At 38.7% G+C, this 24,325-nt stretch carries 22 protein-coding genes and 1 pseudogene; 12 read left to right on the top strand and 11 right to left on the bottom strand.

The annotated features are described in order from the left end of the window. Positions 1–6 precede the first annotated feature (6 nt). Complete coding sequence (locus tag ACTJJG_RS02750; RefSeq protein WP_032055447.1) at positions 7–783, top strand: ABC transporter ATP-binding protein; 777 nt, start codon at positions 7–9, stop codon at positions 781–783. A 72-nt stretch (positions 784–855) separates the two neighbouring features. Here the strand turns inward: ACTJJG_RS02750 and abeS are convergent, their stop codons facing one another. From abeS to ACTJJG_RS02730, 4 genes are all read right to left on the bottom strand, one after another. Then, positions 856–1,185 carry a multidrug efflux SMR transporter AbeS gene (gene abeS, locus ACTJJG_RS02745; protein ID WP_004700493.1) on the bottom strand — a complete coding sequence of 110 codons (330 nt, stop codon included), beginning with the start codon at positions 1,183–1,185 and terminating at the stop codon, positions 856–858. A gap of 236 nt (positions 1,186–1,421) precedes the next feature. Beyond that, on the bottom strand, positions 1,422–1,685 hold the full coding sequence (locus ACTJJG_RS02740; protein WP_002118193.1) for a YfhL family 4Fe-4S dicluster ferredoxin: 264 nt from the start codon (positions 1,683–1,685) through the stop codon (positions 1,422–1,424). A gap of 2 nt (positions 1,686–1,687) precedes the next feature. Then, positions 1,688–3,058 (bottom strand): prephenate-dependent tRNA uridine(34) hydroxylase TrhP, encoded by a 1,371-nt coding sequence (gene trhP, locus ACTJJG_RS02735; RefSeq protein WP_032055448.1) that lies wholly within the window; start codon positions 3,056–3,058, stop codon positions 1,688–1,690. A 56-nt stretch (positions 3,059–3,114) separates the two neighbouring features. Beyond that, positions 3,115–4,581 carry an aminotransferase-like domain-containing protein gene (locus ACTJJG_RS02730; protein ID WP_080776755.1) on the bottom strand — a complete coding sequence of 489 codons (1,467 nt, stop codon included), beginning with the start codon at positions 4,579–4,581 and terminating at the stop codon, positions 3,115–3,117. Positions 4,582–4,810: 229 nt separating this feature from the next. Between ACTJJG_RS02730 and ACTJJG_RS02725 the strand changes: the two genes are divergently transcribed. Next, positions 4,811–5,680, top strand: coding sequence for a PhzF family phenazine biosynthesis protein (locus ACTJJG_RS02725; RefSeq protein ID WP_005068260.1), 870 nt, complete (start codon positions 4,811–4,813; stop codon positions 5,678–5,680). A 56-nt stretch (positions 5,681–5,736) separates the two neighbouring features. Here the strand turns inward: ACTJJG_RS02725 and ACTJJG_RS02720 are convergent, their stop codons facing one another. Further along, on the bottom strand, positions 5,737–6,516 hold the full coding sequence (locus tag ACTJJG_RS02720) for a ferredoxin--NADP reductase (protein WP_069119447.1): 780 nt from the start codon (positions 6,514–6,516) through the stop codon (positions 5,737–5,739). A gap of 101 nt (positions 6,517–6,617) precedes the next feature. Between ACTJJG_RS02720 and tsaA the strand changes: the two genes are divergently transcribed. Beyond that, positions 6,618–7,358, top strand: a complete 741-nt coding sequence (gene tsaA / locus ACTJJG_RS02715; protein WP_069119449.1) for a tRNA (N6-threonylcarbamoyladenosine(37)-N6)-methyltransferase TrmO — start codon at positions 6,618–6,620, stop codon at positions 7,356–7,358. Between the two features lie 5 nt (positions 7,359–7,363). Here tsaA and ACTJJG_RS02710 read toward each other — a convergent pair whose 3' ends face one another. Then, positions 7,364–8,635, bottom strand: a complete 1,272-nt coding sequence (locus ACTJJG_RS02710; RefSeq protein WP_057076653.1) for an MgtC/SapB family protein — start codon at positions 8,633–8,635, stop codon at positions 7,364–7,366. A 255-nt stretch (positions 8,636–8,890) separates the two neighbouring features. Between ACTJJG_RS02710 and ACTJJG_RS02705 the strand changes: the two genes are divergently transcribed. The 4 genes from ACTJJG_RS02705 (at position 8,891) to ACTJJG_RS02690 (ending at position 13,196) form a co-directional block, all read left to right on the top strand. Continuing rightward, positions 8,891–10,648 carry a GspE/PulE family protein gene (locus tag ACTJJG_RS02705; protein ID WP_002118159.1) on the top strand — a complete coding sequence of 586 codons (1,758 nt, stop codon included), beginning with the start codon at positions 8,891–8,893 and terminating at the stop codon, positions 10,646–10,648. A gap of 80 nt (positions 10,649–10,728) precedes the next feature. Continuing rightward, positions 10,729–11,088 (top strand): NirD/YgiW/YdeI family stress tolerance protein, encoded by a 360-nt coding sequence (locus ACTJJG_RS02700; protein WP_002118236.1) that lies wholly within the window; start codon positions 10,729–10,731, stop codon positions 11,086–11,088. 108 nt (positions 11,089–11,196) lie between these two features. Then, the gene (locus tag ACTJJG_RS02695) at positions 11,197–11,859 is read left to right on the top strand and encodes a response regulator transcription factor (RefSeq protein WP_002118246.1); all 663 of its coding nucleotides are present in this window, start codon (positions 11,197–11,199) and stop codon (positions 11,857–11,859) included. Continuing rightward, on the top strand, positions 11,856–13,196 hold the full coding sequence (locus ACTJJG_RS02690) for a sensor histidine kinase (protein ID WP_069119451.1): 1,341 nt from the start codon (positions 11,856–11,858) through the stop codon (positions 13,194–13,196). Before ACTJJG_RS02695 ends, ACTJJG_RS02690 begins: the two co-directional genes overlap by 4 nt. Positions 13,197–13,268: 72 nt before the next feature. On the opposite strand, the gene hemP is transcribed toward ACTJJG_RS02690, so the two are convergent. Then, positions 13,269–13,439: a hemin uptake protein HemP gene (gene hemP, locus ACTJJG_RS02685; RefSeq protein ID WP_002118129.1), complete on the bottom strand. Its 171-nt coding sequence runs from the start codon at positions 13,437–13,439 to the stop codon at positions 13,269–13,271. Positions 13,440–13,574: 135 nt separating this feature from the next. On the opposite strand from hemP, the gene ACTJJG_RS02680 reads away from it, so the two are divergent. Next, the gene (locus tag ACTJJG_RS02680) at positions 13,575–14,471 is read left to right on the top strand and encodes an NUDIX domain-containing protein (protein ID WP_032055461.1); all 897 of its coding nucleotides are present in this window, start codon (positions 13,575–13,577) and stop codon (positions 14,469–14,471) included. Positions 14,472–14,496: 25 nt separating this feature from the next. Here ACTJJG_RS02680 and ACTJJG_RS02675 read toward each other — a convergent pair whose 3' ends face one another. Together ACTJJG_RS02675 and mrcB are read right to left on the bottom strand one after the other, a co-directional pair. Further along, positions 14,497–15,045: a tetratricopeptide repeat protein gene (locus ACTJJG_RS02675; protein ID WP_002118198.1), complete on the bottom strand. Its 549-nt coding sequence runs from the start codon at positions 15,043–15,045 to the stop codon at positions 14,497–14,499. Between the two features lie 21 nt (positions 15,046–15,066). Next, on the bottom strand, positions 15,067–17,463 hold the full coding sequence (gene mrcB, locus ACTJJG_RS02670) for a penicillin-binding protein 1B (protein ID WP_017398585.1): 2,397 nt from the start codon (positions 17,461–17,463) through the stop codon (positions 15,067–15,069). Between the two features lie 185 nt (positions 17,464–17,648). On the opposite strand from mrcB, the gene ACTJJG_RS02665 reads away from it, so the two are divergent. Then, positions 17,649–18,557, top strand: a complete 909-nt coding sequence (locus ACTJJG_RS02665) for an NAD(+) kinase (RefSeq protein ID WP_016145893.1) — start codon at positions 17,649–17,651, stop codon at positions 18,555–18,557. Next, positions 18,554–18,826, top strand: coding sequence for a YeaC family protein (locus ACTJJG_RS02660; protein ID WP_002118245.1), 273 nt, complete (start codon positions 18,554–18,556; stop codon positions 18,824–18,826). The genes ACTJJG_RS02665 and ACTJJG_RS02660 overlap by 4 nt, the downstream gene beginning before the upstream one ends. Before the next feature lie 200 nt (positions 18,827–19,026). Here ACTJJG_RS02660 and ACTJJG_RS02655 read toward each other — a convergent pair whose 3' ends face one another. Continuing rightward, a complete protein-coding gene (locus ACTJJG_RS02655; RefSeq protein WP_017398584.1) occupies positions 19,027–20,040 on the bottom strand; it encodes a glycosyl transferase family protein in 1,014 nt (337 codons plus the stop codon). A gap of 503 nt (positions 20,041–20,543) precedes the next feature. Here ACTJJG_RS02655 and ACTJJG_RS02650 point away from each other — a divergent pair. Next, on the top strand, positions 20,544–21,902 hold the full coding sequence (locus tag ACTJJG_RS02650; protein ID WP_002118145.1) for a dicarboxylate/amino acid:cation symporter: 1,359 nt from the start codon (positions 20,544–20,546) through the stop codon (positions 21,900–21,902). Between the two features lie 163 nt (positions 21,903–22,065). Then, positions 22,066–23,212, top strand: a pseudogene (locus tag ACTJJG_RS02645) (acyl-CoA dehydrogenase family protein). A 41-nt stretch (positions 23,213–23,253) separates the two neighbouring features. Here the strand turns inward: ACTJJG_RS02645 and ACTJJG_RS02640 are convergent. Next, positions 23,254–24,198, bottom strand: a complete 945-nt coding sequence (locus ACTJJG_RS02640; protein WP_032055465.1) for an alpha/beta hydrolase — start codon at positions 24,196–24,198, stop codon at positions 23,254–23,256. Positions 24,199–24,325: the final 127 nt, after the last annotated feature.

The raw sequence follows: 24,325 nt of genomic DNA, 5'->3' as shown, positions 1-24,325 counted from the left end.
ACATAAATGGAACAAGTTGCAAAACTAGTGATTCGCGATTTACATAAGAAATTCGGCGATCATGAAGTGCTTAAAGGAATATCACTTGATGCAAATGCCGGTGATGTGATTAGTATTATTGGTTCATCGGGTTCAGGTAAAAGTACTTTACTCCGCTGCATTAACTTTTTGGAACAACCGAGCAATGGCACGATTAAGCTCAATGGTGAAAAACTACGCACAGTCTTTGATAAAAAAGGCAATTTAAAAGTAGTTGAACCAAAGCAACTACAAAAAATGCGTACGCAGCTCATGATGGTATTTCAGCATTTTAATTTGTGGTCTCACATGACAGTGCTGGAAAATGTCATTGAAGGGCCGATTCACGTACTTGGGGTAAAACGTGCTGAAGCTGAAGAGCGTGCAAGGAAATATCTGCGTAAAGTTGGGCTACCTGAAAGTGTTGAAAGTAAACATCCGGCATTTTTATCTGGTGGTCAGCAGCAACGTGTAGCGATTGCTCGTGCTTTGGCTATGGAACCAGAAGTTATGTTGTTTGACGAACCAACCAGCGCGCTTGATCCAGAGCTGGTGGGTGAAGTACTAAAAGTAATGCAGGGCTTGGCTGAAGAAGGACGTACTATGATTGTGGTGACACATGAAATGGGCTTCGCGCGTCATGTATCTAATCAAGTGATTTTTTTGCATCAAGGAAAAATTGAGGAGCAGGGCCATCCTAATGAAGTACTCAATAACCCGAAAAGTGAGCGTTTAAAGCAATTTTTGACGGGCAGTTTGAAATAAGTTGTTCCTACCGAGTAAGGTGAAATTTTATAAAAGAATTCGCATCTTACTCGGTTGCTTTTAAATTATATTTTATAGATGAGTATTTTTAGAAAACACATTAATAATGATAATACCTGCAATCATTAAAGTAAGACCAATACAGGCCGCCAAGTCTAAATGCTGTTTGTAAAATATCCAGCCAATTGCAGAAATTAAAATAATACCCGCACCCGACCAAATGGCATATGCAATCCCGATCGGAATTGTTTTTAGCGTCAGGGATAATAAATAAAAAGCAATTGCATAGCCCACCACCGTAACGATGGACGGAATGGGAACAGTAAAACCTTGAGATGCTTTTAAGGCTGAAGTTGCAATGACTTCACAAGCAATCGCAATTGCTAAATAAAGATAAGACATGGGGAGCTACGCCAGAAAGAGTTTTAATCAATCTATATGAAATGTTGAAATGGTTAGACCAGTTTTAACGATTGTGCAATTTTTGGGGTACAAAAATACCAGTAAAACAAACTGAACTGATCATTTGATTTTATCATTAGCAAAGTGGCTTAAGCTATTTATTCATTTATTTAATCATTGATCTGTATAGTCATTTAAGAGGATCAGAAACCTTAGCCTGATCCTCGATAGACTTTTTAAGAGATAGATTCGCCGAGTATATTTAAATCCTTAAATTTCTCTAGCAGTTGCTCTTTATTTTCAATATGTGCAGGGTCTGGTTTTATGCAATCGATAGGGCAAACCGCCTTACATGTGGGTGCATCATAAAAGCCTACACATTCTGTACAACGAAGTGGATCAATTTCATAAACTTTGTTGCCTTCAAAAATAGCTGTATTGGGGCATTCCGGTAAGCACATATCACAATTGATACAGTCATTCGTAATCAAAAGTGCCATGTTTAACTCGCTGAATAAGCTAATGTTGAGGCAGTAATGTTTTCCTTAGCATGCGGCAAATTTCGTATGAGTAGGGCATATCTAATATCAACAGCTTGTGAAAGTGGAATCTCAACAAAATACCCCGAACCTTTAGCATCTGTAATTAGGTTACCTTTTAAATCGCGCATTTCGGTTAAGGTAAAGGTGATATTGCCTTGAGGCGTCATCAGCTCAAGTGAGTCGCCCACCACAAAACGGTTTTTAACTTCAATGCGAATATAATCGCCGTGACGTTCTAAAACCTCTCCACAAAATTGTTGGTAGTCGAAATGCGATGAACCATCAGCATAGTTTTGATATTCGCTATGCACATGACGTCTCAAAAAGCCTTCGGTATAACCACGGTTTGCCAAACCTTCGAGTTGGTTCATTAAGCTTGGGTCAAATGGTTTGCCTGCTAAAGCATCATCAATAGCTTTTCGATAAATTTGGGCGGTACGGGCACAGTAAAAATAGGATTTAGTACGGCCTTCAATTTTTAGTGAGGCAATCCCCATTTTGGTTAAACGATCTACATGTTGTACCGCACGTAAATCTTTAGAGTTCATAAAATAGGTGCCGTGTTCATCTTCTTCGGCAGCAAACATTTCTTCATCATTACGTTGTACAAGCAAAGTTTGAGATGAAGTTGTCTCTGATTGTGCTGATGAGCAGCAAGACTTTTCTGACTCATTGAGCTGAGTAACTGGAATCACATCTCCATTTGCATCTTCTTGGGCTTCATACAACTTATAGTCCCAACGGCAAGCATTGGTACAAGCACCTTGGTTGGCATCACGTTTATTCATATATCCAGAAAGTAAGCAGCGGCCTGAGTAGGCCATGCATAGAGCACCATGTACAAAAACTTCAAGTTCAATATCGGGTACGTATTGCTGGATTTCTTCTATTTCTTCTAAAGATAACTCACGCGATAAAATCACACGGCTTAGACCGTAATCTTTCCAAAACTTAACAGTGGCCCAATTAATAGCGTTGGCTTGAACTGATAGGTGAATTTGCACATCAGGAAAATGCTCTCTCACCATCATGATTAAGCCCGGGTCAGACATAATGAGTGCGTCCGGCTGCATGGCTATAATTGGTTCAAGATCACGAATAAAGTTTTTTAATTTGCTGTTATGCGGTTGAATGTTCACCACAACATAAAACTTTTTGCCCAAAGCGTGGGCTTCATCAATTCCGATTTTTAGGTTGTCATGATCAAAAGCATTATTACGAACACGTAAGCTATAACGTGGTTGGCCTGCATATACTGCATCTGCACCATAGGCAAATGCATAGCGCATGTTTTTAAGTGAACCTGCGGGAGAGAGAAGCTCAGTTTTCATAAAATAAAAGGCATAAAAAATATATGGTTTTATTTTATTAACTCCGCATTTGGGATTCAACCTACTGAATTAGTAGGGATTTGACCAATATCTTTTTGTACGGGCATCATATTTTTTGCTAGCTCTCCTAAGCGCATCAAAGCATTTAACATTTTGGGATTTAACTCAAAACAAGCTGCAATACGTAAACAATGACTAAAACGTTTATCAGCTGAACACAAAATTCCCGGCATACATAAGATTTTTTCATCCATGGCCTGATGGAACAGTTCTAGTGTGTCAATTGATTCGGGGAGCTCTAACCATAAAATAAATCCCGCTTGCGGACGACTGACTCGGGTACCGAGTGGGAAATAGCGGCAAATATAAGATTTGATAGTGTCAATTTGTTGTTGATAGCGTTTTTTGAGTTGACGTAAATGCAGGTCATAACCACCATTTTCTAAGAAAAGGCCTAACGTTTCTGTGAGTAAAGCTGGCTCGGCAACAGTGGTTGTAAATTTAAGCTGCTGCACAATATTACGAAAGCGCCCAGCTTCTAACCAACCAATCCGATAATCAGGTGCTACAGTCTTGGTATAGCTCCCACATACCAAAACCCATCCGTTTTGGTCAAACGCTTTGATGTTGGGCAAGAGAGGCTCGGTGAGTTGCAATTCGGCATACATCGCATCTTCAATAACAGGAATCTGAAACTGATTAGCTAACTCTGCCAAGCGACGGCGGCTGCTCTCAGGCATGCTAAAACCGAGAGGATTGTGTCCTGTCGGAATGGTTAAAATGACTTGTACACTTTGAGATTTTAAGAGTTCTTCAAGTGCATCCAGACACATACCTGTATGTGGTGAGGTCGGCACTTCTACAATTTTTCGACCTAAATTATGAAGGAGTGGGTACAGGTTGTGAAATGTAGGAATCTCAAGAGCTATGCTGTCACCCGCTTGAGTTGTTGCCATAATCGCGAGACTTAAAGCCTCCATCGTGCCATGAGTCAGCACAATATCATCTGCTGAAAGAAACATACCTAACTGTAAGCTTCGTCTAGCAATTTGAGTACGTAAACGTATAGAACCGGGCGGCAAGGTATAGCTTTTAAAAATATCTGATTGAGAGCGCAACACCTGAGCAGTTAAGCGTTTTAAGCGTTCAATTGGATAGAAATTTTCCCCAGAAGGGCAAGCTAGGGCCAAATTGACATAGTCAGGGTCCATCTGCTTTTTAACAATTTGTGCTAGAAAACAGCTAATTCCTGAAAGAGATACTTTTTCTTCACTGACATAACGCTCTTCGAGTTCTAATAAGTTTGAAGGCGCATGACAAACATAGTAGCCAGACTGTGGGCGAACTGAAATTAAACCTTGATCTTCAAGCTGGCGATAAGCTTCTTTTACGGTATTAATACTGACCTGATAATGCTGGGCACAATCTCGAATTGATGGCAACCGAGAACCAATAGGCTGCCTGCCATTTTGAATTTGCAGGGTGAGGTCATCACTCACTTTTTTATATTTGTACATATCCATTCATTAAAAAGCCAAAGCAATGGATACACTTTATAGCGATCCCTGATTTATCTCAAATATTGTTATGCATTTAGATTAATCCATTTAATAGGGATATAGTTTTAATAACTGTGTCTATTATTTTTCATATTAACTGATACTGTGACCATTAAAAATAAATCAGTAAGATCAAGAAATGGTGAGGACTTAAAAACCATATTTTAAATTACAAAATCAGTAGGAGAGGTCTATGTCTGTTGTTGCATTTAAACAAGTTGATGTTTTTACTTCACAAGCATTTAAAGGAAATCCTGTTGCGGTCATTATGGACGCCAGCACTTTAACGTCTGAGCAGATGCAAGCCATTGCGAACTGGACCAATCTTTCTGAAACGACATTTGTGCTCCCTGCGACCGATTCTCAAGCTGATTATCAGGTTCGAATTTTTACTCCGCAAAGTGAGTTGCCATTTGCAGGCCATCCTACAATTGGTACTGCCTATGCTTTGCTTGAGGCGGGTCTAATTAAATCGAAAGAAGGTAAGCTGGTACAGCAGTGCGGTGCTGGTTTAGTGACTCTGACCGTGAGTGAGTCAAGTCATATTTCATTTGAACTACCTAAGCCTAAAATTACTCCACTAGATGCTATGCATACTGAGAAATTAGCAGAAATTTTAAAATGTGAAATTAATACTCAATGGAACGCTGCATTGGTAGATGTAGGGGCGCGCTGGATTGTATTGCAAGCTGTTAATGCTGAGGCTGTTCTAGATAGCCAACCAGACTTTGCCGCTTTAAAAGAACATGATTTAGAAATGAAAGTTACGGGTGCGACAGTTTTTGGTTTTCATGAAAATAATGATGAACAAAAACACATAGAAGTTCGTTCATTTGCCCCTTCATGTGGAATAAATGAAGATCCCGTTTGTGGTAGTGGTAATGGTAGCGTAGCTTCATTTATTCGTTATTATGGGATTCTTCCTGCACAAAATGATGTCGTACTTTCTTCACAAGGTGGGGCGGTAGGTCGAGATGGACAACTTCAACTTGAATTGTATCAAGATAAAATTTTAGTGGGTGGAACCGCTGTCACCTGTATCGATGGCACCATTAAGTTATAAAAACAGAAATAAAAAAACCGAGGACTTTGCCTCGGTTTTTTTATTTCTAGAAAAAATTATTTTTCTACAAACGCACGTTCAATGACGTAGTCGCCCATTTCACCCATACGAGGTGATTCAACTAAACCGTGTTGGTTAAGTAATGCAGCCACATCTTTTAAGAATGCAGGGCTACCGCAAAGCATTGCACGGTCAGTTTCACGGTTGAAGCGTGGTAAACCGATTTTTTCAAATAAAGCGCCAGTTTCAATTGCAGTTGTTACACGGCCTTGAGTGTGGAAAGGTTCACGAGTAACAGTAGGGTAGTAAACAAGTTTGTCTTTAATACCTAATTCTTCAAAGAATTCATGGTTTGGTAATTCGTTCAAGATAAGGTCTTGATAAGCTAATTCAGAAATATAGCGTGTACCGTGAACAACGATGACTTTTTCAAAGCGTTCGTAAGTTTCTGGATCACGAATAATTGATAAGAATGGTGCAAGACCAGTACCAGAAGATAAAAGGTATAAGTTTTTACCTGGTAAAAGGTCATCATGAACCAAAGTACCTGTTGGTTTTTTAGAAACTAAGATTTCATCACCAACTTGTACTTTTTGCAAAATCGAAGTTAAAGGACCGTCTTGTACTTTAATTGAGAAGAATTCTAACTCTTCTTCGTAGTTTGCACTTGCAATCGAATACGCACGCATTAACGGTTTGCCATTCACTTCAAGTCCGATCATTACGAACTGACCATTTTTAAAACGTAAGCTGGTATCGCGTGTAGTTTTAAAACTGAAAAGAGTGTCATTCCAGTGGTGAACATGAGTAATGCGTTCAACGTTAAAAGCAGCCATTAAAGGTCTCGATCACGATTAAAAGAAAACAGATTGCTATTCTAATCTAATTTCATTCCCGATAAACTGAATATATTTAATTGTGTTTATAAGAAAAAGTGATGATCAATTCTGTCACCTTCCCCATCATTGGCCACATGTGCTCTCCCTATCGTGAAAAATTCGGTATTCCACGCCAGCCTAATTTGGTCAATATCGAGTCTTATATTGATATGGTAGAACCATATAACGACTTGTTAGCATTTGAGGGAATTGAGCAATTTAGTCATCTCTGGTTAGTTTGGCAGTTTCATGACAATAAAAATCAAGGCAATGCAGCTAAGTTCCGTCCACAGGTTCGTCCGCCACGTTTAGGTGGTAATGAAAAAATTGGAGTATTTGCTACACGAAGTATGTATAGACCTTCTCCAATCGGGCTTTCAGTCGTAAAACTTAATAAAGTCGAAAAAGTGGGGAAGTCTGTGCGTGTCTATGTCACTGGAAGTGATTTATTAAATGGCACCCCAATTTTAGATATCAAACCTTATATTCAATATTCTGATGCAATTGCGGAGGCTCAAAGTGGTTATGCGCATGCAGAACCAGAACGAAAGGCAGTTATTTGGAATGAAACTGCGTTAACAGCTCAAAAATATTTTCTTCAAAATAAAGAAATAGATTCGCAGTACATTGATGAGCTTGAGCAAGTATTAGCTTTAGATCCTCGGCCTGCCTATCAAGAAGACCCTGAAAGAATCTATAAAATGAAATTTTCAGACTTTGATATTCATTTTAAGGTCGATCAATTTGTAGTTACCGTCATTGATGTGGTGAAGACTAAGACTTCTTCGCTTACACAATAGATATTTTAAAACCAGTGGATGTTGAGCCAAAGTAAAGTAATAAAAATAGCCATATGAATGAGCTGGGCGGGAACGAATGCAAGGGCATAGCGTAGTCCGCCCGAAATTGCAGAGTTCACACTTTTAGCAAGAGCGTGAACTGCAAAACCTCCTAAAAAGGCAATTAATAAAGGTGTCATATGTGCGCTATCAGGTTCGCCTTGCACAATGACAGCCGCTATAGCTGCATGTATTTCAAATAAAGAAGCAAGTAAGGTCCCTGCGATTAATCCGGCCTCGCCTAAAGATAGACTTAAACCATAAACACCTGCCTGAATAAGGGTAAGTGTACCCGCAATAATAATGGCTTCTTTTAAGCTGAACATTCTTGAGTCAAGCTCGTGCGAAGCCGTACTAGGTTCGGCTTTACGTAATAAAATAAAGGCCCAAACTGCTAAGACTACTAATGCAATAAGTGTAGGAAATATAATTAGCTTGAACCAAGCAAAGCTAATTCCGATTACAATAATTAAGGTTTGGATCAGTGTTGAAACACAAGACATCAATGCAGCACCTGCATTTGTTGTTGCGTTGGCTTTGCCTGAGCGTACTTCTAAACCTAAACTGGCAATAGTTGCTGTACTAGAAACAAATCCAGAAGCTAAAGAAGAAAGTAATAAAGCATTTTTAGATGACAAAAGTCGCTTTGCTATATGGGCGAGGGCTTGTACAAATAAGATTAAAGTCAGTAATTTTAAAATCACATGTGGATTTAAAACTGGACCCCAAAAAGGCTTATTAGGTACTAAAGGCAGAGCAATTAATAGTAAGGCAAGTAGAAAAATACCATCACGTAATTCTGATTCAGTAATCCATTGACTGGCAATGCCATGCATAGACTGCTTAGCTATTAAGATAGTTGTCATGATCACAGCTAGGCCAGCAGCGAGCGAAATATTCCAAATACAAAGTGCCCCAATGAAATAAGTCATAATAAAGGCGAGTTCGGTGGTTACGCCTGGGTCATTCGGCTGATTTTTGAGGGAAACAATACTAATAGCACCAATGAGTAAGGCACCCACAATTCCAATTTCAATGCCAAATAAAAAACAGACCGCTCCTAATAAAGCACTAATTGCAAAAGAACGGAAACCCGCAAAGGTTTTATATTCATGTTTAAGCTTACTTCGTTCTCGTTCTAAACCAATTAATAAGCCACAACCAAGCGCCGCAGCAATCACTGTAATGAATTCTTCAAATGATGCTGTTTGTAATGACATTGTCATTGGAAGCTCCATATTACTTCCTCTTTGCTTATTGTTATATGTAGATCTGAATCATTTTAAAATCATGTATTCATGTTCAGTTTATTCTTTTTATTATAGTGAGCATAGTGTCTTTTTTAGACAAAACTAGGTAGAAAATATTTCTATAAATATGACCTGTGACACAAAAAAATATTAAGATGAGAATTGGTTTAATTAACTGATGTTAAAGGATATTTAAATATAAAACATCTCTGCTATATTATAAAAATATATTGGGGATAACGCATGAATGCACATGTAGAAATAGATACGTATTGGTGTCTAGAACAACTATTACAAGAAGGCCGTATAACAGAACGAGATAAATTACTGGTACAGACAAGTCACCGCCAAAAAGACCAGTTAAAGTGGCATCCATTACAGTGGATAGCACATTTTAATTTAAAAGATCAGCAACACACACATGCGCATTTGAGTTTAAATCGCTTATGTTTATGGTTTGCAGATCGGGTTCAGCTACCTCTATTTGTGATCGATCCTTTAAAGGCAGATGTCAGTGCTTTAACGCAGGTCATGTCACAAGAGTTTGCCATTCGTAACCATATTTTAGCTGTTGAAATTCATGCTGACCGAATCGTGATTGGAACAGATCAACCATTTCAAACAGATTGGCTTAATAACCTTGAACGTAGTCTAGCGCCTAAAAAGATTGAACGGGTACTGCTTAATCCCGAACAGTTACAACGCTATTTGCGCGAATATTATCAGGTGAGTCGCGCGGTAAACTCTGCTCAAAAAGATGCAGCTCATGACCGTGACAGTAAAAATGTTGAAGCGCTTTTGCAGCTTGGCGATAGCCAAAACCCAGATGCTAATGATCAGCATATTGTGAAATTAGTCGACTGGATTTTACAGTTTGCATTTGAGCAGAGTGCCAGTGACATTCACATGGAACCGCGTAAAGATAATGGTAAAGTCAGGTTTAGGATTGATGGCGTTTTACACACTATTTATAACATGCCTTCAAATACACTGACCGCCGTGATTTCTCGGATTAAAATTTTAGGACGTTTAAATGTAGCGGAAAAGCGTAAACCGCAAGATGGTCGATTAAAAACACGGACACCTAAAGGGCAAGAAACCGAATTACGTTTATCAACCTTACCAACCGCATTTGGTGAAAAACTGGTTATGCGTATTTTCGATCCTGATGTGTTGGTACGTTCTTTTCAGCAATTGGGTTTTGAGGAGCGTTTATTACAACAGTGGCAACAATTAACAAAAAATAGCCACGGTATTATTTTAGTCACGGGTCCCACAGGCTCCGGTAAAACGACCACGCTATATTCATCTTTAAAGCAGCTTGCAACCGAGCAGGTCAATGTATGTACCATTGAAGATCCGATTGAAATGCTAGAGCCTAGTTTTAACCAAATGCAGGTCAATAATACAATTGAATTAGGCTTTGCAGACGGTGTGCGTGCGCTTATGCGCCAAGACCCCGACATTATTATGATTGGGGAAATTCGTGATCAAGATACAGCGAATATGGCCATTCAGGCAGCATTAACAGGTCATTTGGTTTTATCAACTTTACATACAAATGATGCACCGTCTAGTTTGACTCGTTTACATGATCTAGGGGTACAGTCTTTTCTGACAGCCGCAACCATTTTAGGTGTGCTCGCACAGCGTTTAGTACGGCAGCTTTGCCCACACTGTAAGCAAAAAACTCATATTAATGAGGATGAGTGGGAACACCTAACCTTTGACTACATTATGGAAATGCCTGAAACGGTTTATCAGGCAGTAGGCTGTGAAGAATGTCGTCATACAGGCTATAAAGGGCGAGTCGGTATTTACGAATTTATGCCAGTCAGTCTTGAGCTTAAACACCTTATTAGTAGTCATGTGACATTAAATGATTTAAGAACTCAAACTAAAAAAGAAGGTATAGAACCTTTAAGAATTGCAGGAGCCCGTAAAGTGATTGAAGGACTTACGACATTAGAAGAGGTCTTGAGGGTTGTGCCATTAAATTAAGTTTTTCTTAAGATTCACCTCATTTATGGTTGATTTAATTGCTTTATCCCAAGAGGGAACCATAAACAGAGGGTAATAATATGAATATGCTTAAAGTAATGTTGATGACTGCAGGTATGACTGCTGCTGGCGTAGTTGTCGCGAATACACCAGTGAATCAAGCTGCAATTGCTCCGGCAACTGTCACTACAGTAAAACAGGCATTAACCTCAAAAGATAATACACCGATCAAATTACATGGTCAGGTTGTAAAGTCTTTAGGTGATGAAAAATATCAATTCCGTGACAAGACAGGTAGCATTACAATTGATGTAGATGATGAACTTTGGCAAGGTCGCCCTATTTCAGCCAATACAAATGTGACTTTAATTGGTGAAGTAGACATTGACTATAAACCTTTAAAACGAGTAGAAATTGATGTGGATCAAGTTCAGTTCTAATGAATAAGGTCTGTAGATCTACTACTTTTAGCCGCATTTAAATCATGCGGCTTTGCTTTTTTTATAAAGGCTTGGCAAGATCAAATCAGGATATAACAGGAAAAATAGATGAGAATTTTGCTTGCAGAAGATGATCGCTCTCAAGCTGAAAGCATTCAATCATGGTTAGAATTAGACGGTTATCAGGTAGATTGGGTCGAAAGAGGTGATTATGCACTTACGGCAATCGAACAGCATGATTATGACTGTATTTTGCTTGATCGGGGACTACCTCAACTGGCTGGTGAAAAGGTTTTAACAACGATCCGCCATAAACAAAAAAATGTTCCTGTTATTTTTATTACTGCACGTGACAGCATTCATGATCGGGTAGAGGGGCTAGATTTAGGTGCAAATGATTATTTGGTTAAGCCTTTTAGTTTAGAAGAATTATCGGCTCGCATCCGCGCTCAATTACGCAAACAAACTTTGAGTCAGCAATCGGTTTTAACATGGGGTGACCTACAACTTGATACACAAGCGAAAGTCGTATTAAGTGCTGGCAAATCTATCGATTTAACGGCAAAAGAATTCCAAATTTTGCGTAAGCTTATGGTGCATCCCGAGCATATTATTACCCGCGATCAATTAGAAGAAGCACTTTATGCATGGGGCGAGGAAATCGAGAGTAACGCAATCGAAGTTTTTATTTATCAGCTTCGAAAGAAAATCGGAAGCAGCAGTATTAAAACCATACGGGGGCTCGGCTACCGTATGGGAGATTTAAAATGAAATTGAATCGATCATCCTTGCAGTCACAACTGGTTAAAACCACCATGTGGAGCAGTATTGTGGTGGGGCTACTGGCATTAAGTTTACTCACCATATTTTCGATTTATCACAACATGTCAGTACAAGATGAAATCATGGATGAAATTTCAGATACCTTACTGGTTTCTGACCTTTCTAAACACTCGATGAAGCAGTTTGACGAGCTGAGTGATGAATTTGATATTCAATATGAGTTATTAGATACAGGTCAGGTGCTTACCCATTCTCATACCTATCAGCATGAACTTTTTGAAAAAGGTAACTTATCAGAAGGTTTTTCATATTTTTGGTTTGATGGCCAGTTATGGCGTAGTCTGGCAGCACAACAAGAAGATTCTCAGCTACAAGTTGAAGTTTTTCAGCCCATTAGTACACGTATTGAAGAAGTATTAAAAGCACTTGCTGGATATAGTGGCCTTATGGTGCTGTTCTGGTTACTACAGTGGGTTATTGTAAGTTGGCGTACCGAGCAACAATTGGCTGCACTGAATTTACTTTCTAAACGTATTGCCCAAAAAACTGCCTCAAACTTAGAGCCAATTCAAGAACCAGATATTATTACAGAGATTCAGCCTGTGATTGATGCTTTAAATCAGCTACTTGCAAGGCTACAAAGGGCACTGGTTGCTGAACAGCGTTTTACTGCAGATGCTTCACATGAATTACGTTCACCTTTATCTGCCATACAAATGCGTCTTCAAGTTTTACAGCGTAAATACCAACATCTTCCAGAACTTCATCAAGATTTTGAACGCATACAAGAAGACGTTTCTAGAAGTACAAAAATACTTGAGAATTTACTTCTTCTGGCCCGCTTAGAACCTAATGAAGCTGAACAGCCTGAACTTCCTAAGACAGTTATCGATTTAAATTACTTACTGGCTAGAGTGATTGAAACTGTAGATTTAGACGCGAAAGCTAAACAGATGTTGATAGAGACCAATACTTTATCGACAGAAACTAAAACATATGCGAATGAAGAATTACTGTTTATTGCTTTTAGAAATTTATTTGATAACGCTATTCGTTATAGCCCGACACTAGGCTCTATTCATGTTGAGATTAGTCAATATGAACAGCAAATTAAGGTGTCTATTGAAGACACGGGAAATGGAGTAGATGATGAAGTGCTATTACGGTTAGGGCAGCGTTTTTTTCGGGTACTTGGTACTCAGCAGCAAGGTTCTGGCTTAGGAATTTCAATTACTCGAAAAATTATTGAATTGCATAATGGCAAGTTACGTTTTATGCATGCTGAACAAGGTGGGCTGAGAGCAGAGATTATTCTTCCTTCATAAAAAATAGCATGGTTACCCATGCTATCCATTTTTTGTTTTCCCACGAATATTATTGAAACGCGAGTATGTTTTTTATTTAGTTAAAATTAGGCGATTGTTGCGAGTGAGGCGTAAACGATATTCCTCGCCAGCATGCATAATGCGAATTTCACGGCCTAATGCAAAGAGGTTATTAGAATGTAACATTGGTAAGGCGTGAGCTGTGTCATTGTTACGGGTAAATAAGCTAAAAGGTGCGTTCATTTGTTGTGCTCCGTGGTATGTTCTTGAAGATTTAAATGATAATCATTATCGAATAGATCTGTCAATGAGATTTTTAAGATTTTATAAAATGATAAAATTTGCTTACACTTGAGAAAAGTTTTAGAGAGTAAAAAGATGCCCAAACCAATAGTCGATGTCGCTATAGCAATCTTGATCCATCGTGGAAAAATATTAGTTGGATGGCGCGAAGAGCAGCAACATCAAGGTGGAAAGCATGAGTTCCCTGGAGGGAAGGTTGAGCAGGGTGAAACACCAGAAGAAGCCTGCCGCCGTGAAATCTATGAAGAAGTGGGTATTGGTTTAAAAGATTGGCATCAGTTTGATTATATTCACCATGAATATGATGACATTATCGTCAACCTTCATTTGTTCCATAGTTATGTACCTGATGAGTTATTAAATCTTATTCACCAGCCATGGGCATGGTACACACGTGATCAGCTACTTCATTTAAACTTTCCAAAAGCCAATAAAAACATCATAAAACGACTCTATTGGCCTCATCTCATCAAAATTAGCAATACGCTTTCAACGGTAGAAAGTAGTGATGCTTTATTGTACTGGCGTATCGAAGAATTTGAGCCGCAGTATATAGAGCAATTAACTGCTTTAGATGAAGGGCAACGATCAAGTTTAATTATAAATGTCGATATTTGGCGGCAATTAAGCCCTGAATTACAAAAACAAATAAAGACCGTTCATTTAAAACAATCTCAACTCATGAATTTGCATAAAGGCGATTTAAGAGTGGGCGTACGTTATATTGCTGCTTGTCATGATGCTGTTTCTTTAAAGCAAGCTCAGCAGATTGGTTGCGATGCCATTTTTATTAGTCCTGTAAAACCAACAATGACTCATCCAGAAGCTGTGGCATTAGGTTGGGAACGTTTTAGTGATCTCGCTCAAAATAGCCAGATTCCAGTTTTTGCATTAGGAGGAGTACATCCGGATGATTTAGCCACTGCACAGCAGCATGGTGCATATGGCTTAGCGGGTATTCGTAATTTCTAATAAGAAAATAAAAAAGCATTAAAAGCTAGAGGGCTTTTAATGCTTGTTGTGCTTCTTGAACAGTTTTTTGATTGTTGCGTTGTTGCCCAGCTTTTAAGATGACTAACCATAGCTGCTTTTTCATTGGCTGACTTTGGGCAAAACTCAAACCACGTCTTGCTAAAGACTCAGCATTAGAATATTGCTGTTTATGATTTGCCGTAAGCGCAAGAAATAAATAAGTCTCAGCCGCTTGTGGCGCTAAACGCTGTGCTTGAAGCGCATAGCGCTCAGCCTCTGACCACTGCTGATTTTTATAAGCCTGCTGTGTTTTTTGCATTAAAACTTTAAATGCAGGTAACTGGCTACCATCATCACTAAAATGTTGAGGCTTTTTTTGCTGAGGAACAATCACCTGTAAATTTTTACGTTGAATTTCTGGGTGATCATAAGGTGTAATTTTTACACCTGATGGAGTTTCCGTCTTTTTGACTGGAGGAGTAGGTGTTTTCTCTTTGGAGTCAGAATGATCGGGCAGAGTTGTACAGCCGACCATAAGAACAGCACCAATATAAAAAACACCTTTCTTTAACATATCCTAATTTCCTGTTAACGCTTAGTTGTTATAACTACCACTTGAAATTACACGTGAGTTGTTTGACAGATCTTGTTCCATCTGGTTTTCACTTTCACGAATATAACTGTCGGTATTATCATCCTGAGAGTCAGGAATTGTGTTATCACTTTGTGGCGTATATGTTGGATCAACTTGATAATAAGGTGCTCCACATGGCGTAGCACGGTGCGGAACCGTATGCGTTAGCATCGGAATATACATTGCGCCATCACATGCCTGAGCAGATAAATCACCCGTTGCACGGTCAATCCACTGCCACTGTACTGTGTCTGGTTGACGTAGATTTACAGGCGTTTGACGTAATTGTTTCATCACATTAATCCATACTGGCAATGCACCCGATGAACCTGTTAATCCTGTTACTTTGTTGTCATCTAAACCTAACCAAACTACAGCAACGTGGTTACCTGAGTAGCCCGCAAACCATGAGTCACGTGTATCGTTAGTCGTACCTGATTTACCTGCCAATTTTAAAGCAGGAGACAAGCTATTATAAGCTGCGCGACCAGTACCCGAAGACATGACCTGTTGTAGACCATAATTCATGATATAACCAACAGATGGATCAATGGTTTGTTGAACATTCAGGCCATAACGGTCAAGCAGGCGACCATTTGCATCTACGACAGATCGAATCGCACGAGTCGGATATTTAAAGCCACCTGTAGCAAAGTTCTCATAAATTCCCAGAACCTCCATTGGTGACATATTGACTGCCCCAAGGAAAATAGATGGGTAGGCAGGAATGGTCGACTCAACACCAAACTTTCTTAAGTTGTTTGTAAATGTAGATAAACCAAACTCTTGACCCAAGCGCACAGCAGATAGGTTATATGAATTTGCCAAAGCTTCACTCAAGCTGACTACACCATGTCCGCCACCACTGTAGTTTTTAGGTGTCCAACTTTTGCCACCATCTACAGGGACACTAATCGGCGCATCTTCAATTTGGGTTGCCCAGTTGTAACGCCCAGATTCAATAGCACTTAAATAAATCACAGGTTTTAATAAAGAACCGACTTGACGTTTTGCATCTACAGCACGGTTAAAACCAGTAAAGTCTTGTGTAGAACCAACAGCAGCAACAAGCTCGCCGTTTTCTGGATGTGCAATCAGTACAGCACCCTGTAAGTTTTTCAAACGTGATGGATTGCTGTTTGCTAAGCGTTCTACTGAAGCTTTAAACGCATTTTGAACTTGAGTTTGAGTAATTGGGTCTAAAGTCGTAAAAATACGTAAGCCCTGATTAGTTAAATCACTTTCTTGATATTCTGTGCGTAATTGACGACGCACAATATCTAAAAAGTCCGGGAATTTTGCAGGGCCTAAACTTGGTTTATTTAACACATTTAAAGGACGTGCAATTTCATCTTCATATTCTGCTTGAGTTAAATAACCCATTACACGCATGTTATTTAACACCGTATCGCGGCGTTTTTTTGCACCTTCAGGATTTTTCCAAGGGTTATACAAAGAAGGGCCTTGCACTAAACCAACTAAATAAGCTTGCTGTGCGACACTTAGCTCACGTAACGGTAAACCAAAATAAAATTGAGAAGCCAAACCATAGCCATTAATTGAGTAGCTACCATTTTGGCCTAGATTTACTTCATTTAAGTAAGCTTCTAAAATTTCATCTTTGCTGTAATGCAGCTCAATGAGTAAAGCCATTAATGCTTCATTAACTTTACGTTTTAAGGTGCGTTCAGGTGTAAGGTAGAAGTTTTTAACTAATTGTTGAGTTAGGGTTGAACCACCTTGACGCTTTCCGCCTGTAATATTACTCACCAATGCACGAGCAGTACCACGAATTGAAACCCCGTGATGATGATAGAAATTACGGTCTTCTGTTGAAATTAAAGCTTCAATAAGAGGTTTAGGGACATTATTCAGTTTAATGAGAACACGGTCTTCATTATGTTGAGGGTAAATCCCTCCAATCAGAAGTGGCTCTAGTCGCGCAACACCCGTTGAAGAAGGTTTTGTACTTCGAACTTCAGCAACTTGATCATTTGCAAAACTTAACTCTAATACTTGTTCGGGTTCAACACTGTCGCCGTAATCAAAACCACGTGTATGGATATACATATTGCTACCCTGAGCAACATAGGTTCCAGACTTGTCATAATTACTTGAAGTTTTGTAACCCAAGAGTTTTAATTCTTGAGTGAAATTTGCTTGGGTAATAGGTGCGTTATTATAAATTTCCAAAGGTCGTGCGAACACTTTGGCGGGAATATCCCACCGTTGTCCTTCAAATTTTTCACGGATAATATTATCTAAACGAATCAGATAGATACTAAGAGCAATAAAAGCACCAATGACCAAAATGGAAAAGATTAGTGCAAAGAAACCGATACCACGTTCAAACTTCATAAAAATGAGATAAAACCCTAACAATGCCTGTAATGATGCGATAGCTTGTCATCAATTTGCAATGATAAAACTGTGAATAATTGGAAAACTTAGATTGAATTTTACAGCATCTTGTTGTTATGTTTTTTTAAATTAATCAGGTTAATGTTATTATAGGCAAGTATCGCAGCGGAGCTTACTCATTCGTGCAAATTTCACATAAGTCCTTCAGAAACGTCGGGTTAATCGGTCGACCAGATAAATCATCAGTAGTAGAAACACTATGTTTAATTCATGATCATTTGTTGAACCTAGGCTTAAACCCCATTTTTGATCAGGAAACTGCTGAATTAGTGCCTTATGACCATGCACAGGTAGTGAGTCGTCATTTATTGGGTGAAGTTGCTGATTTAGTCATAGTCGTTGGAGGTGATGGTTCTTTACTCCATGCTGCTAGAGCTTTAGTACGCTACAATACGCCTGTTATTGGTATCAACCGCGGGCGTTTAGGTTTTTTAACTGATATCAAACCTTCAGAAGCCATTTTCAAACTTGACCAAGTACTTCAAGGTCATTTCCAGCTTGACCGTCGTTTCTTACTTGAAATGGAAGTACGAACAAATGGTGAAGTCATTTATGACGCCATTGCTTTAAATGATGTGGTTTTGCACTCGGGTAAATCGGTACACATGATTGACTTCGAACTTAATATTGATGGTCAATATGTTTACCGCCAACATAGTGATGGTTTAATTGTTTCGACGCCAACCGGATCAACGGCTTATGCATTGTCAGGTGGTGGCCCAATTTTACATCCAAGTATGGATGCTATTGCATTAGTTCCAATGCATCCCCATACATTGTCATCACGTCCCATCGTAGTCGGTGGTCAAAGCGAAATTAAAATCGTTATTCGCGAAAATCGGGTGTTACCAATGGTGAGTGCAGATGGACAACATAGTGTCTCGCTCAATGTTGGAGACAGTTTACACATCCGTAAACACCCATTTAAACTAAGTTTATTGCATCCACCAGGTTATGATTTCTATATGGCCTGCCGTACCAAACTTGGTTGGAACCAAGATTTTGAATCTTTTCAAAGAGATGAATCATGAATATTGAACAAATGCTATCTGTTTTAAACCCTGAAATTGTAGAGCGTTTAAAAACAGCAGTAGAAATTGGTAAATGGCCAAACGGCGTTGTTTTAACTAAAGAGCAGCGTGAAACTTGTATGCAAGCTGTAATCGCTTGGGAGTTAAAGAACTTACCAGAAGATCAGCGTAGCGGTTATATTGACCGTGGTACAAAAGAAGAAGGCGAAGAGTGTGATGATGATCATCACAAGCATGAGCCAGAGTTTAAACCTATTCGTTTTGTTTAAAACTTAATAAGACAGAAAATTATTTCTGGTTATTCCATACAGCCTTATATAGCATGTTTTTCATAAGTTATAGCATATAGGCTTTTATTACTTTTGAAGGATCAAAAGTAACCAAAAATCCTTTGTATCACTGACGATACTTCCTGTATCGCAGTGATACGGTCGACATCCATGTCGACCTTCACGATAGCATTTGTTAACTACGAATTAAGATTGCTTAAATTTCGTGTATCCCATAACACTTTTGCTTTTTGCATCGCTTCTTCAAAACTAGCAACAACGCCCATCGTATATAGCGCGATTCCGATGGTTTCTGTTATGGCTATTTCTCCATATTCATGGTGCTGTTGACCAAGCCATACTGCTTTAAACGTTGCTAAATCTAATTCCTCTTCAATTGGGCTTCGTTCAGGTGTGAGCTTTGGCAACTCATGTTCATAGAGCTCACCATTTTTAATACCGCAAATGAGCGTTTTAGCATCTGGGTTTCGTTCAAATTCACCACCTTCGCCTTTAATAACGGCACTATTTTGATAGCCTAAGCGTAATGCGCTATGTTGGTGAGAAGTTCTGTAAGCAGGGTGGAATATTGCTTGTAAGGTAGCCTTAGCGTTAAAAGGATTAATTAAACGGGCCAAAGTATGAATGGGTGAACGCAATCCCATGACATTTCTTAGAGATATCAATTCGCTTAAAACTGGTGAAATCACATCTAACGGTAAGTAAGCAAAATTTTGCTCTGCTAATTGTGTACGAACTTCTTGTTCAGAATGACAAATTTGATAACCAAGATATTCTAAGACTTGCTCAGTATAAACACGATTAAGCGTGTGACCTGACGCACCATGCATAACAATTTTATGGCCATGCTGGGCAAGTGTAAGAGCGGCTAACAAAAACCATGGATAGTGTTTTCGCTTACCTGCATAAGATGACCAATCTAAATCAACATCTAAATGTTCAAAATGAAGCTGATCTTTGGTCGCTTGCACAAACCCTGCAAGTTCATCAATCGATTCTTCTTTAACCCGAAGTAGCATTAAAAATGCACCTAGCTGCACATCTAACACTTCACCTTTTAAAATCATGGTAAATGCTTGATAGGCTTCTTCATAGCTTAAAGAGCGAGATCCGGTTTTCCCCTTACCTAAAATACGGACATATTGAGCAAAGGGATGTTCAGCATCTTTATAGATATTGCGTTTAGTATTCATCGTAGTTCAAAACAATAAAAATGATGGGATGTAGGCAGCTCAAAATGAAATGTCCACAGGTATTTAATCAATATGACATAAAAAGCTGCTGAAAAAATATCAAAAGTGTTTCTTATACTAAAGTCTTAAGGCTACCTGAGTGTTTTTTATGCGTATTAGCTAAAAAATTAATCGAATCGTTATTTAATTCGAGTACACTTTCCCGTGCTTTTTTGAGCACTCATATCATAATTTTATGTGATTCTCCTATATCTTCAGCTTTTTATTGAAAAAGTAAGAGGTTATTTCGAGCTACTCAAAGTGGTTAGAAACTTCAGGTATTCTCCTGTTTTAGAAAACATTGATTTTGTTTTCATTGAGGTAGTAGGAAGGTTTTTTGTTCACAAAAAACCATTTCCCTTTTGCGGTGTTAATGTGAAAGGTTAGGGCTGTGTATTCGTAAAGAATAGACGTTTCATTTTGGTATTTCCAACGGACTTGGAAATATAGATTGAAGTAAAGTTATGGCTAAAAAACCGATTTATAAATCACTTTATTTTCAGGTGATTATTGCGATTATTGCGGGTATCTTGGTAGGGCATTTTTCCCCAAGCTCAACGCAAATTGTCAATGGTGTCGAACAGCATATTCCGGGGTTAGGTGAAAAACTCAAGCCATTAGGTGATGCCTTTATTCGTTTGATCAAGATGATCATTGCTCCAGTTATTTTCTGTACCGTGGTAAGCGGTATTGCTGGCATGGAAAGCATGAAGTCAGTCGGAAAAACTGGCGGCGTTGCGTTGTTATACTTTGAAATCGTTTCAACAATTGCACTTCTAATTGGCCTTGTTGTAATTAACATTGCTAAACCGGGTGTAGGGATGAATGTTGACCCTACCACTCTCGATACTTCGGGCATTCAAAAATACGTCAGTTCTGGTGAGTCACAATCTACCATTGATTTCTTAATGCACATCATCCCTGATACGGTGGTTGGTGCATTTGCAAATGGTGAAATCTTACAAGTCCTTCTTTTTGCAATCCTCTTTGGTTTTGCTTTACATAAGTTAGGTGATGCAGGACGTCCAGTTTTAAAATTTATTGATCAAGTTGCACATGTGTTCTTTAACATTGTGAATATGGTCATGAAATTGGCTCCGATTGGTGCATTCGGTGCAATGGCATTCACTATCGGTAAATATGGCGTTGGTTCACTCGTACAATTAGGGCAGCTCATTATCTGCTTCTATATTACGTGCTTACTCTTTATCTTCTTAATTTTGGGTACAATCAGCCGTATTAGTGGATTCAGTATTCTTAAGATGATTCGCCTGATTCGTGAAGAGTTATTAATTGTACTTGGTACATCTTCTTCTGAATCTGTTTTGCCTCGCATGTTACGTAAACTTGAAATTGCAGGTTGTGAAAAATCTGTAGTTGGTTTGGTTATCCCAACAGGTTATTCATTTAACCTTGATGGTACGTCAATTTATTTGACTATGGCTGCAATCTTTATTGCTCAGGCAACAAATACACAGCTTGATATTCAACATCAGATTACTTTGCTATTAGTACTCTTAATCTCATCTAAGGGTGCGGCGGGTGTAACAGGCTCTGGCTTTATTGTTATGGCTGCAACTTTGTCTGCTGTTGGACATATTCCAGTAGCAGGTTTGGCATTGATTTTAGGTATTGACCGTTTCATGTCAGAAGCACGTGCTTTAACTAACCTCGTTGGTAACTCATTAGCAACGATTGTTGTTGCAAAATGGGTCGGTGCTTTAGATAAAGATAAGCTAAATGATGCTTTAAACAATCCAGATGAAGTCGACAGAAAAATGATGGAGCAAAAAACTCCTCAAGTCGCTGAAGGTTTAGATTAATTCAAATAAACCTATATAAAAAAGGAAGCTTTGGCTTCCTTTTTTATTGGCTGACTGAAAAGTACAGTTTTAATGAGCAGCTATGTCATGACAGTAGCTTAAAAAATGATTAGCATGCACAACAATCAGATTAGATAAAACAATAAAGCCGAAGGAAAATATTATGTTGGCATACGATGCAGATTTAGAATTATTCCGTGATAATTTTAAACGTTTTATGAATGAGCATATTGCACCGCAATACGATCAATGGGAACGCGAAGGAATCATGCCACGTGCTGTCTGGAATCAACTGGGCGAAAATGGCTTTTTGTGTGTGGATGTTCCAGAAGAATACGGTGGTTACGGCGTACCAACCTATTATTCATTAATGTTGGTTGAAGAATCGGCACGTGCTGGATTCTGTGCATTATCAACAGCGATTTCTTGCCACTCTGAAATTGCTGCACCATATATTTTACACATCGGGACAGAAGAGCAAAAACAATATTGGTTGCCGAAAATGGTGACAGGTGAAGTGGTTGGTGCAAATTGGTATGACTGAACCTGGAGCAGGCTCGGATTTACAATCAATGCGTACCAGTGCCATTTTGCAAGATGACCATTATTTATTAAATGGCTCAAAAACATTTATTTCAAATGGACAACATGCTGACCTTGTGGTGCTTGCAGTAAAAACTGATCCTCAAGCGCGTGCGAAAGGGGTGTCGTTATTATTGGCAGATACTCATCTGGAAGGCTTTAAGAAAGGTACCAACCTCGACAAAATCGGTCTACATTCTCAAGACACATCTGAGCTATTTTTTGACAATGTTAAAGTTCCTAAAAACCAGTTACTCGGTCAAGCTGGACAAGGCTTTGCTTATTTAATGCAAGAGTTACCACGTGAACGTACCGCTATTGCATCTACCGCAATTGGCGCTATTCGTGGTGCAATTGATTTGGCAACTGCTTATGTAAAAGAGCGTCATGCATTTGGTCAACCTATTTCACAGTTCCAAAATACGCGTTTTGTTTTAGCACAAGCAAAAATTGATGAGCTTGCTACAGCTGCTTTTTACGAGAGAAACGTTGCTCTATATCAAGAAGGTAAACTTGATGTTGAAACAGCAGCAGCGCTTAAAAGTTTCAGCACTGACATGCAAATGAAAGTCGCAGATAACTTGCTGCAACTCTTTGGTGGGTATGGCTATATGAGTGAATATCCAATTTCACGTTTCTTTGTAGATGCTCGTATTCAACGTATTTACGGTGGTACAAATGAAATTATGAAAGAAATCGTGGCGCGTGGATTAATCGGTAAAGCTTAATAATAGCTTCAAAAAAGCCTACCTTTGAGTAGGCTTTTTTATTATTTAGCTGTTTTCTGCGATGGTTCATCGAATAAAGATTTACAGCTTTCTAAATTTTGACATGAAGCAAACATAAGTGCTTTAGGCAAGCTCGCATACAAATTTGTAATGTGTTGTTCAGCAGGGTTATAAAAATGCCAATAACTAAATTGGTTTGAACGTTTATTTTCTAAAGCTTTAAAGAAATTTGCTTCATTTAATTTATTGTTAAGTTGAGTGCGAGGGCCACCTTGCTCATGTGTACCGACTGTGGTCATGAGTAAAGGGGAATGATTTGGTTTCTGACTTTGCCAATGATTTAACTGCTGAAATAACATGCCTTGGTCAAACCAGAGAGAAGGGCTTGCAGCAAAGTAACGCTGAAATGCATTTGGCTTTTGAAAAAAATGATAAAGCACAAATAAACCTCCAAAAGAATGTCCATAAAGACTTTGCTGTTGGCTATTAATCGGAAATTGTTTTGCAATTGTAGGCTTGAGTTCGCTATTTAAAAAAGCAATAAACTGATCAGCACCCCCATATTTATATTTACCTTGTGCTTGAAATTGGGCAGAAGGTTTTGGAGTGTAATCATAAGCACGCTTTTGCACATCAAAGGTTTTTTGCTGAGGGTAACCAACCGCTACTATCATGAGTGGATCTAGTCCTAATTTGGTAGAACCAGCGCCAATCGACTGAGCAATATTGGCAGCACTTGGAAATGTAGCATTTCCATCTAATATATAAAGTACTGGATACCCATGTTGGGGCGGGGCGACAGGTGGTTTATAAATTTGAATAAGATAATCATGGCCTGTATTTTTAGATTTAATTTGAAATTGTGCCTGATTATTTTGAAAAAAGATTTTTGGTTGATTTTGTATAGGCGTTTGGGCGAGGGCAGAACAGCTTATTAAAGTATTTAATAAAAAACTAGTAGATAAAAGGAAAAATGATCTTTGCATAATGGGCGATAATAAAATTTATTATACAAATAATAAATGAAAATCATTATCAAATAAAGTAATCAAGAAATGGAAGTAAAAAGGTTAATGAAAAAAGCCCTTACAGCTATATTGCCTAACAAATCAA

It is taken from the genome of Acinetobacter sp. 22512 (assembly GCF_052044755.1).
Lineage (GTDB): Bacteria > Pseudomonadota > Gammaproteobacteria > Pseudomonadales > Moraxellaceae > Acinetobacter > Acinetobacter pittii.
Note: the sequence above shows the minus strand (reverse complement) of the source record. Positions and strands in the feature narration are given on the sequence as shown.

Coding starts and splice junctions, on each gene's coding strand:
- ACTJJG_RS02750 (WP_032055447.1), top strand. CDS start 7: ATGGAACAAGTTGCAAAACTAGTGATTCGCGATTTACATAAGAAATTC.
- abeS (WP_004700493.1), bottom strand. CDS start 1,185: ATGTCTTATCTTTATTTAGCAATTGCGATTGCTTGTGAAGTCATTGCA.
- ACTJJG_RS02740 (WP_002118193.1), bottom strand. CDS start 1,685: ATGGCACTTTTGATTACGAATGACTGTATCAATTGTGATATGTGCTTA.
- trhP (WP_032055448.1), bottom strand. CDS start 3,058: ATGAAAACTGAGCTTCTCTCTCCCGCAGGTTCACTTAAAAACATGCGC.
- ACTJJG_RS02730 (WP_080776755.1), bottom strand. CDS start 4,581: ATGGATATGTACAAATATAAAAAAGTGAGTGATGACCTCACCCTGCAA.
- ACTJJG_RS02725 (WP_005068260.1), top strand. CDS start 4,811: ATGTCTGTTGTTGCATTTAAACAAGTTGATGTTTTTACTTCACAAGCA.
- ACTJJG_RS02720 (WP_069119447.1), bottom strand. CDS start 6,516: ATGGCTGCTTTTAACGTTGAACGCATTACTCATGTTCACCACTGGAAT.
- tsaA (WP_069119449.1), top strand. CDS start 6,618: ATGATCAATTCTGTCACCTTCCCCATCATTGGCCACATGTGCTCTCCC.
- ACTJJG_RS02710 (WP_057076653.1), bottom strand. CDS start 8,635: ATGGAGCTTCCAATGACAATGTCATTACAAACAGCATCATTTGAAGAA.
- ACTJJG_RS02705 (WP_002118159.1), top strand. CDS start 8,891: ATGAATGCACATGTAGAAATAGATACGTATTGGTGTCTAGAACAACTA.
- ACTJJG_RS02700 (WP_002118236.1), top strand. CDS start 10,729: ATGAATATGCTTAAAGTAATGTTGATGACTGCAGGTATGACTGCTGCT.
- ACTJJG_RS02695 (WP_002118246.1), top strand. CDS start 11,197: ATGAGAATTTTGCTTGCAGAAGATGATCGCTCTCAAGCTGAAAGCATT.
- ACTJJG_RS02690 (WP_069119451.1), top strand. CDS start 11,856: ATGAAATTGAATCGATCATCCTTGCAGTCACAACTGGTTAAAACCACC.
- hemP (WP_002118129.1), bottom strand. CDS start 13,439: ATGAACGCACCTTTTAGCTTATTTACCCGTAACAATGACACAGCTCAC.
- ACTJJG_RS02680 (WP_032055461.1), top strand. CDS start 13,575: ATGCCCAAACCAATAGTCGATGTCGCTATAGCAATCTTGATCCATCGT.
- ACTJJG_RS02675 (WP_002118198.1), bottom strand. CDS start 15,045: ATGTTAAAGAAAGGTGTTTTTTATATTGGTGCTGTTCTTATGGTCGGC.
- mrcB (WP_017398585.1), bottom strand. CDS start 17,463: ATGAAGTTTGAACGTGGTATCGGTTTCTTTGCACTAATCTTTTCCATT.
- ACTJJG_RS02660 (WP_002118245.1), top strand. CDS start 18,554: ATGAATATTGAACAAATGCTATCTGTTTTAAACCCTGAAATTGTAGAG.
- ACTJJG_RS02655 (WP_017398584.1), bottom strand. CDS start 20,040: ATGAATACTAAACGCAATATCTATAAAGATGCTGAACATCCCTTTGCT.
- ACTJJG_RS02650 (WP_002118145.1), top strand. CDS start 20,544: ATGGCTAAAAAACCGATTTATAAATCACTTTATTTTCAGGTGATTATT.
- ACTJJG_RS02640 (WP_032055465.1), bottom strand. CDS start 24,198: ATGCAAAGATCATTTTTCCTTTTATCTACTAGTTTTTTATTAAATACT.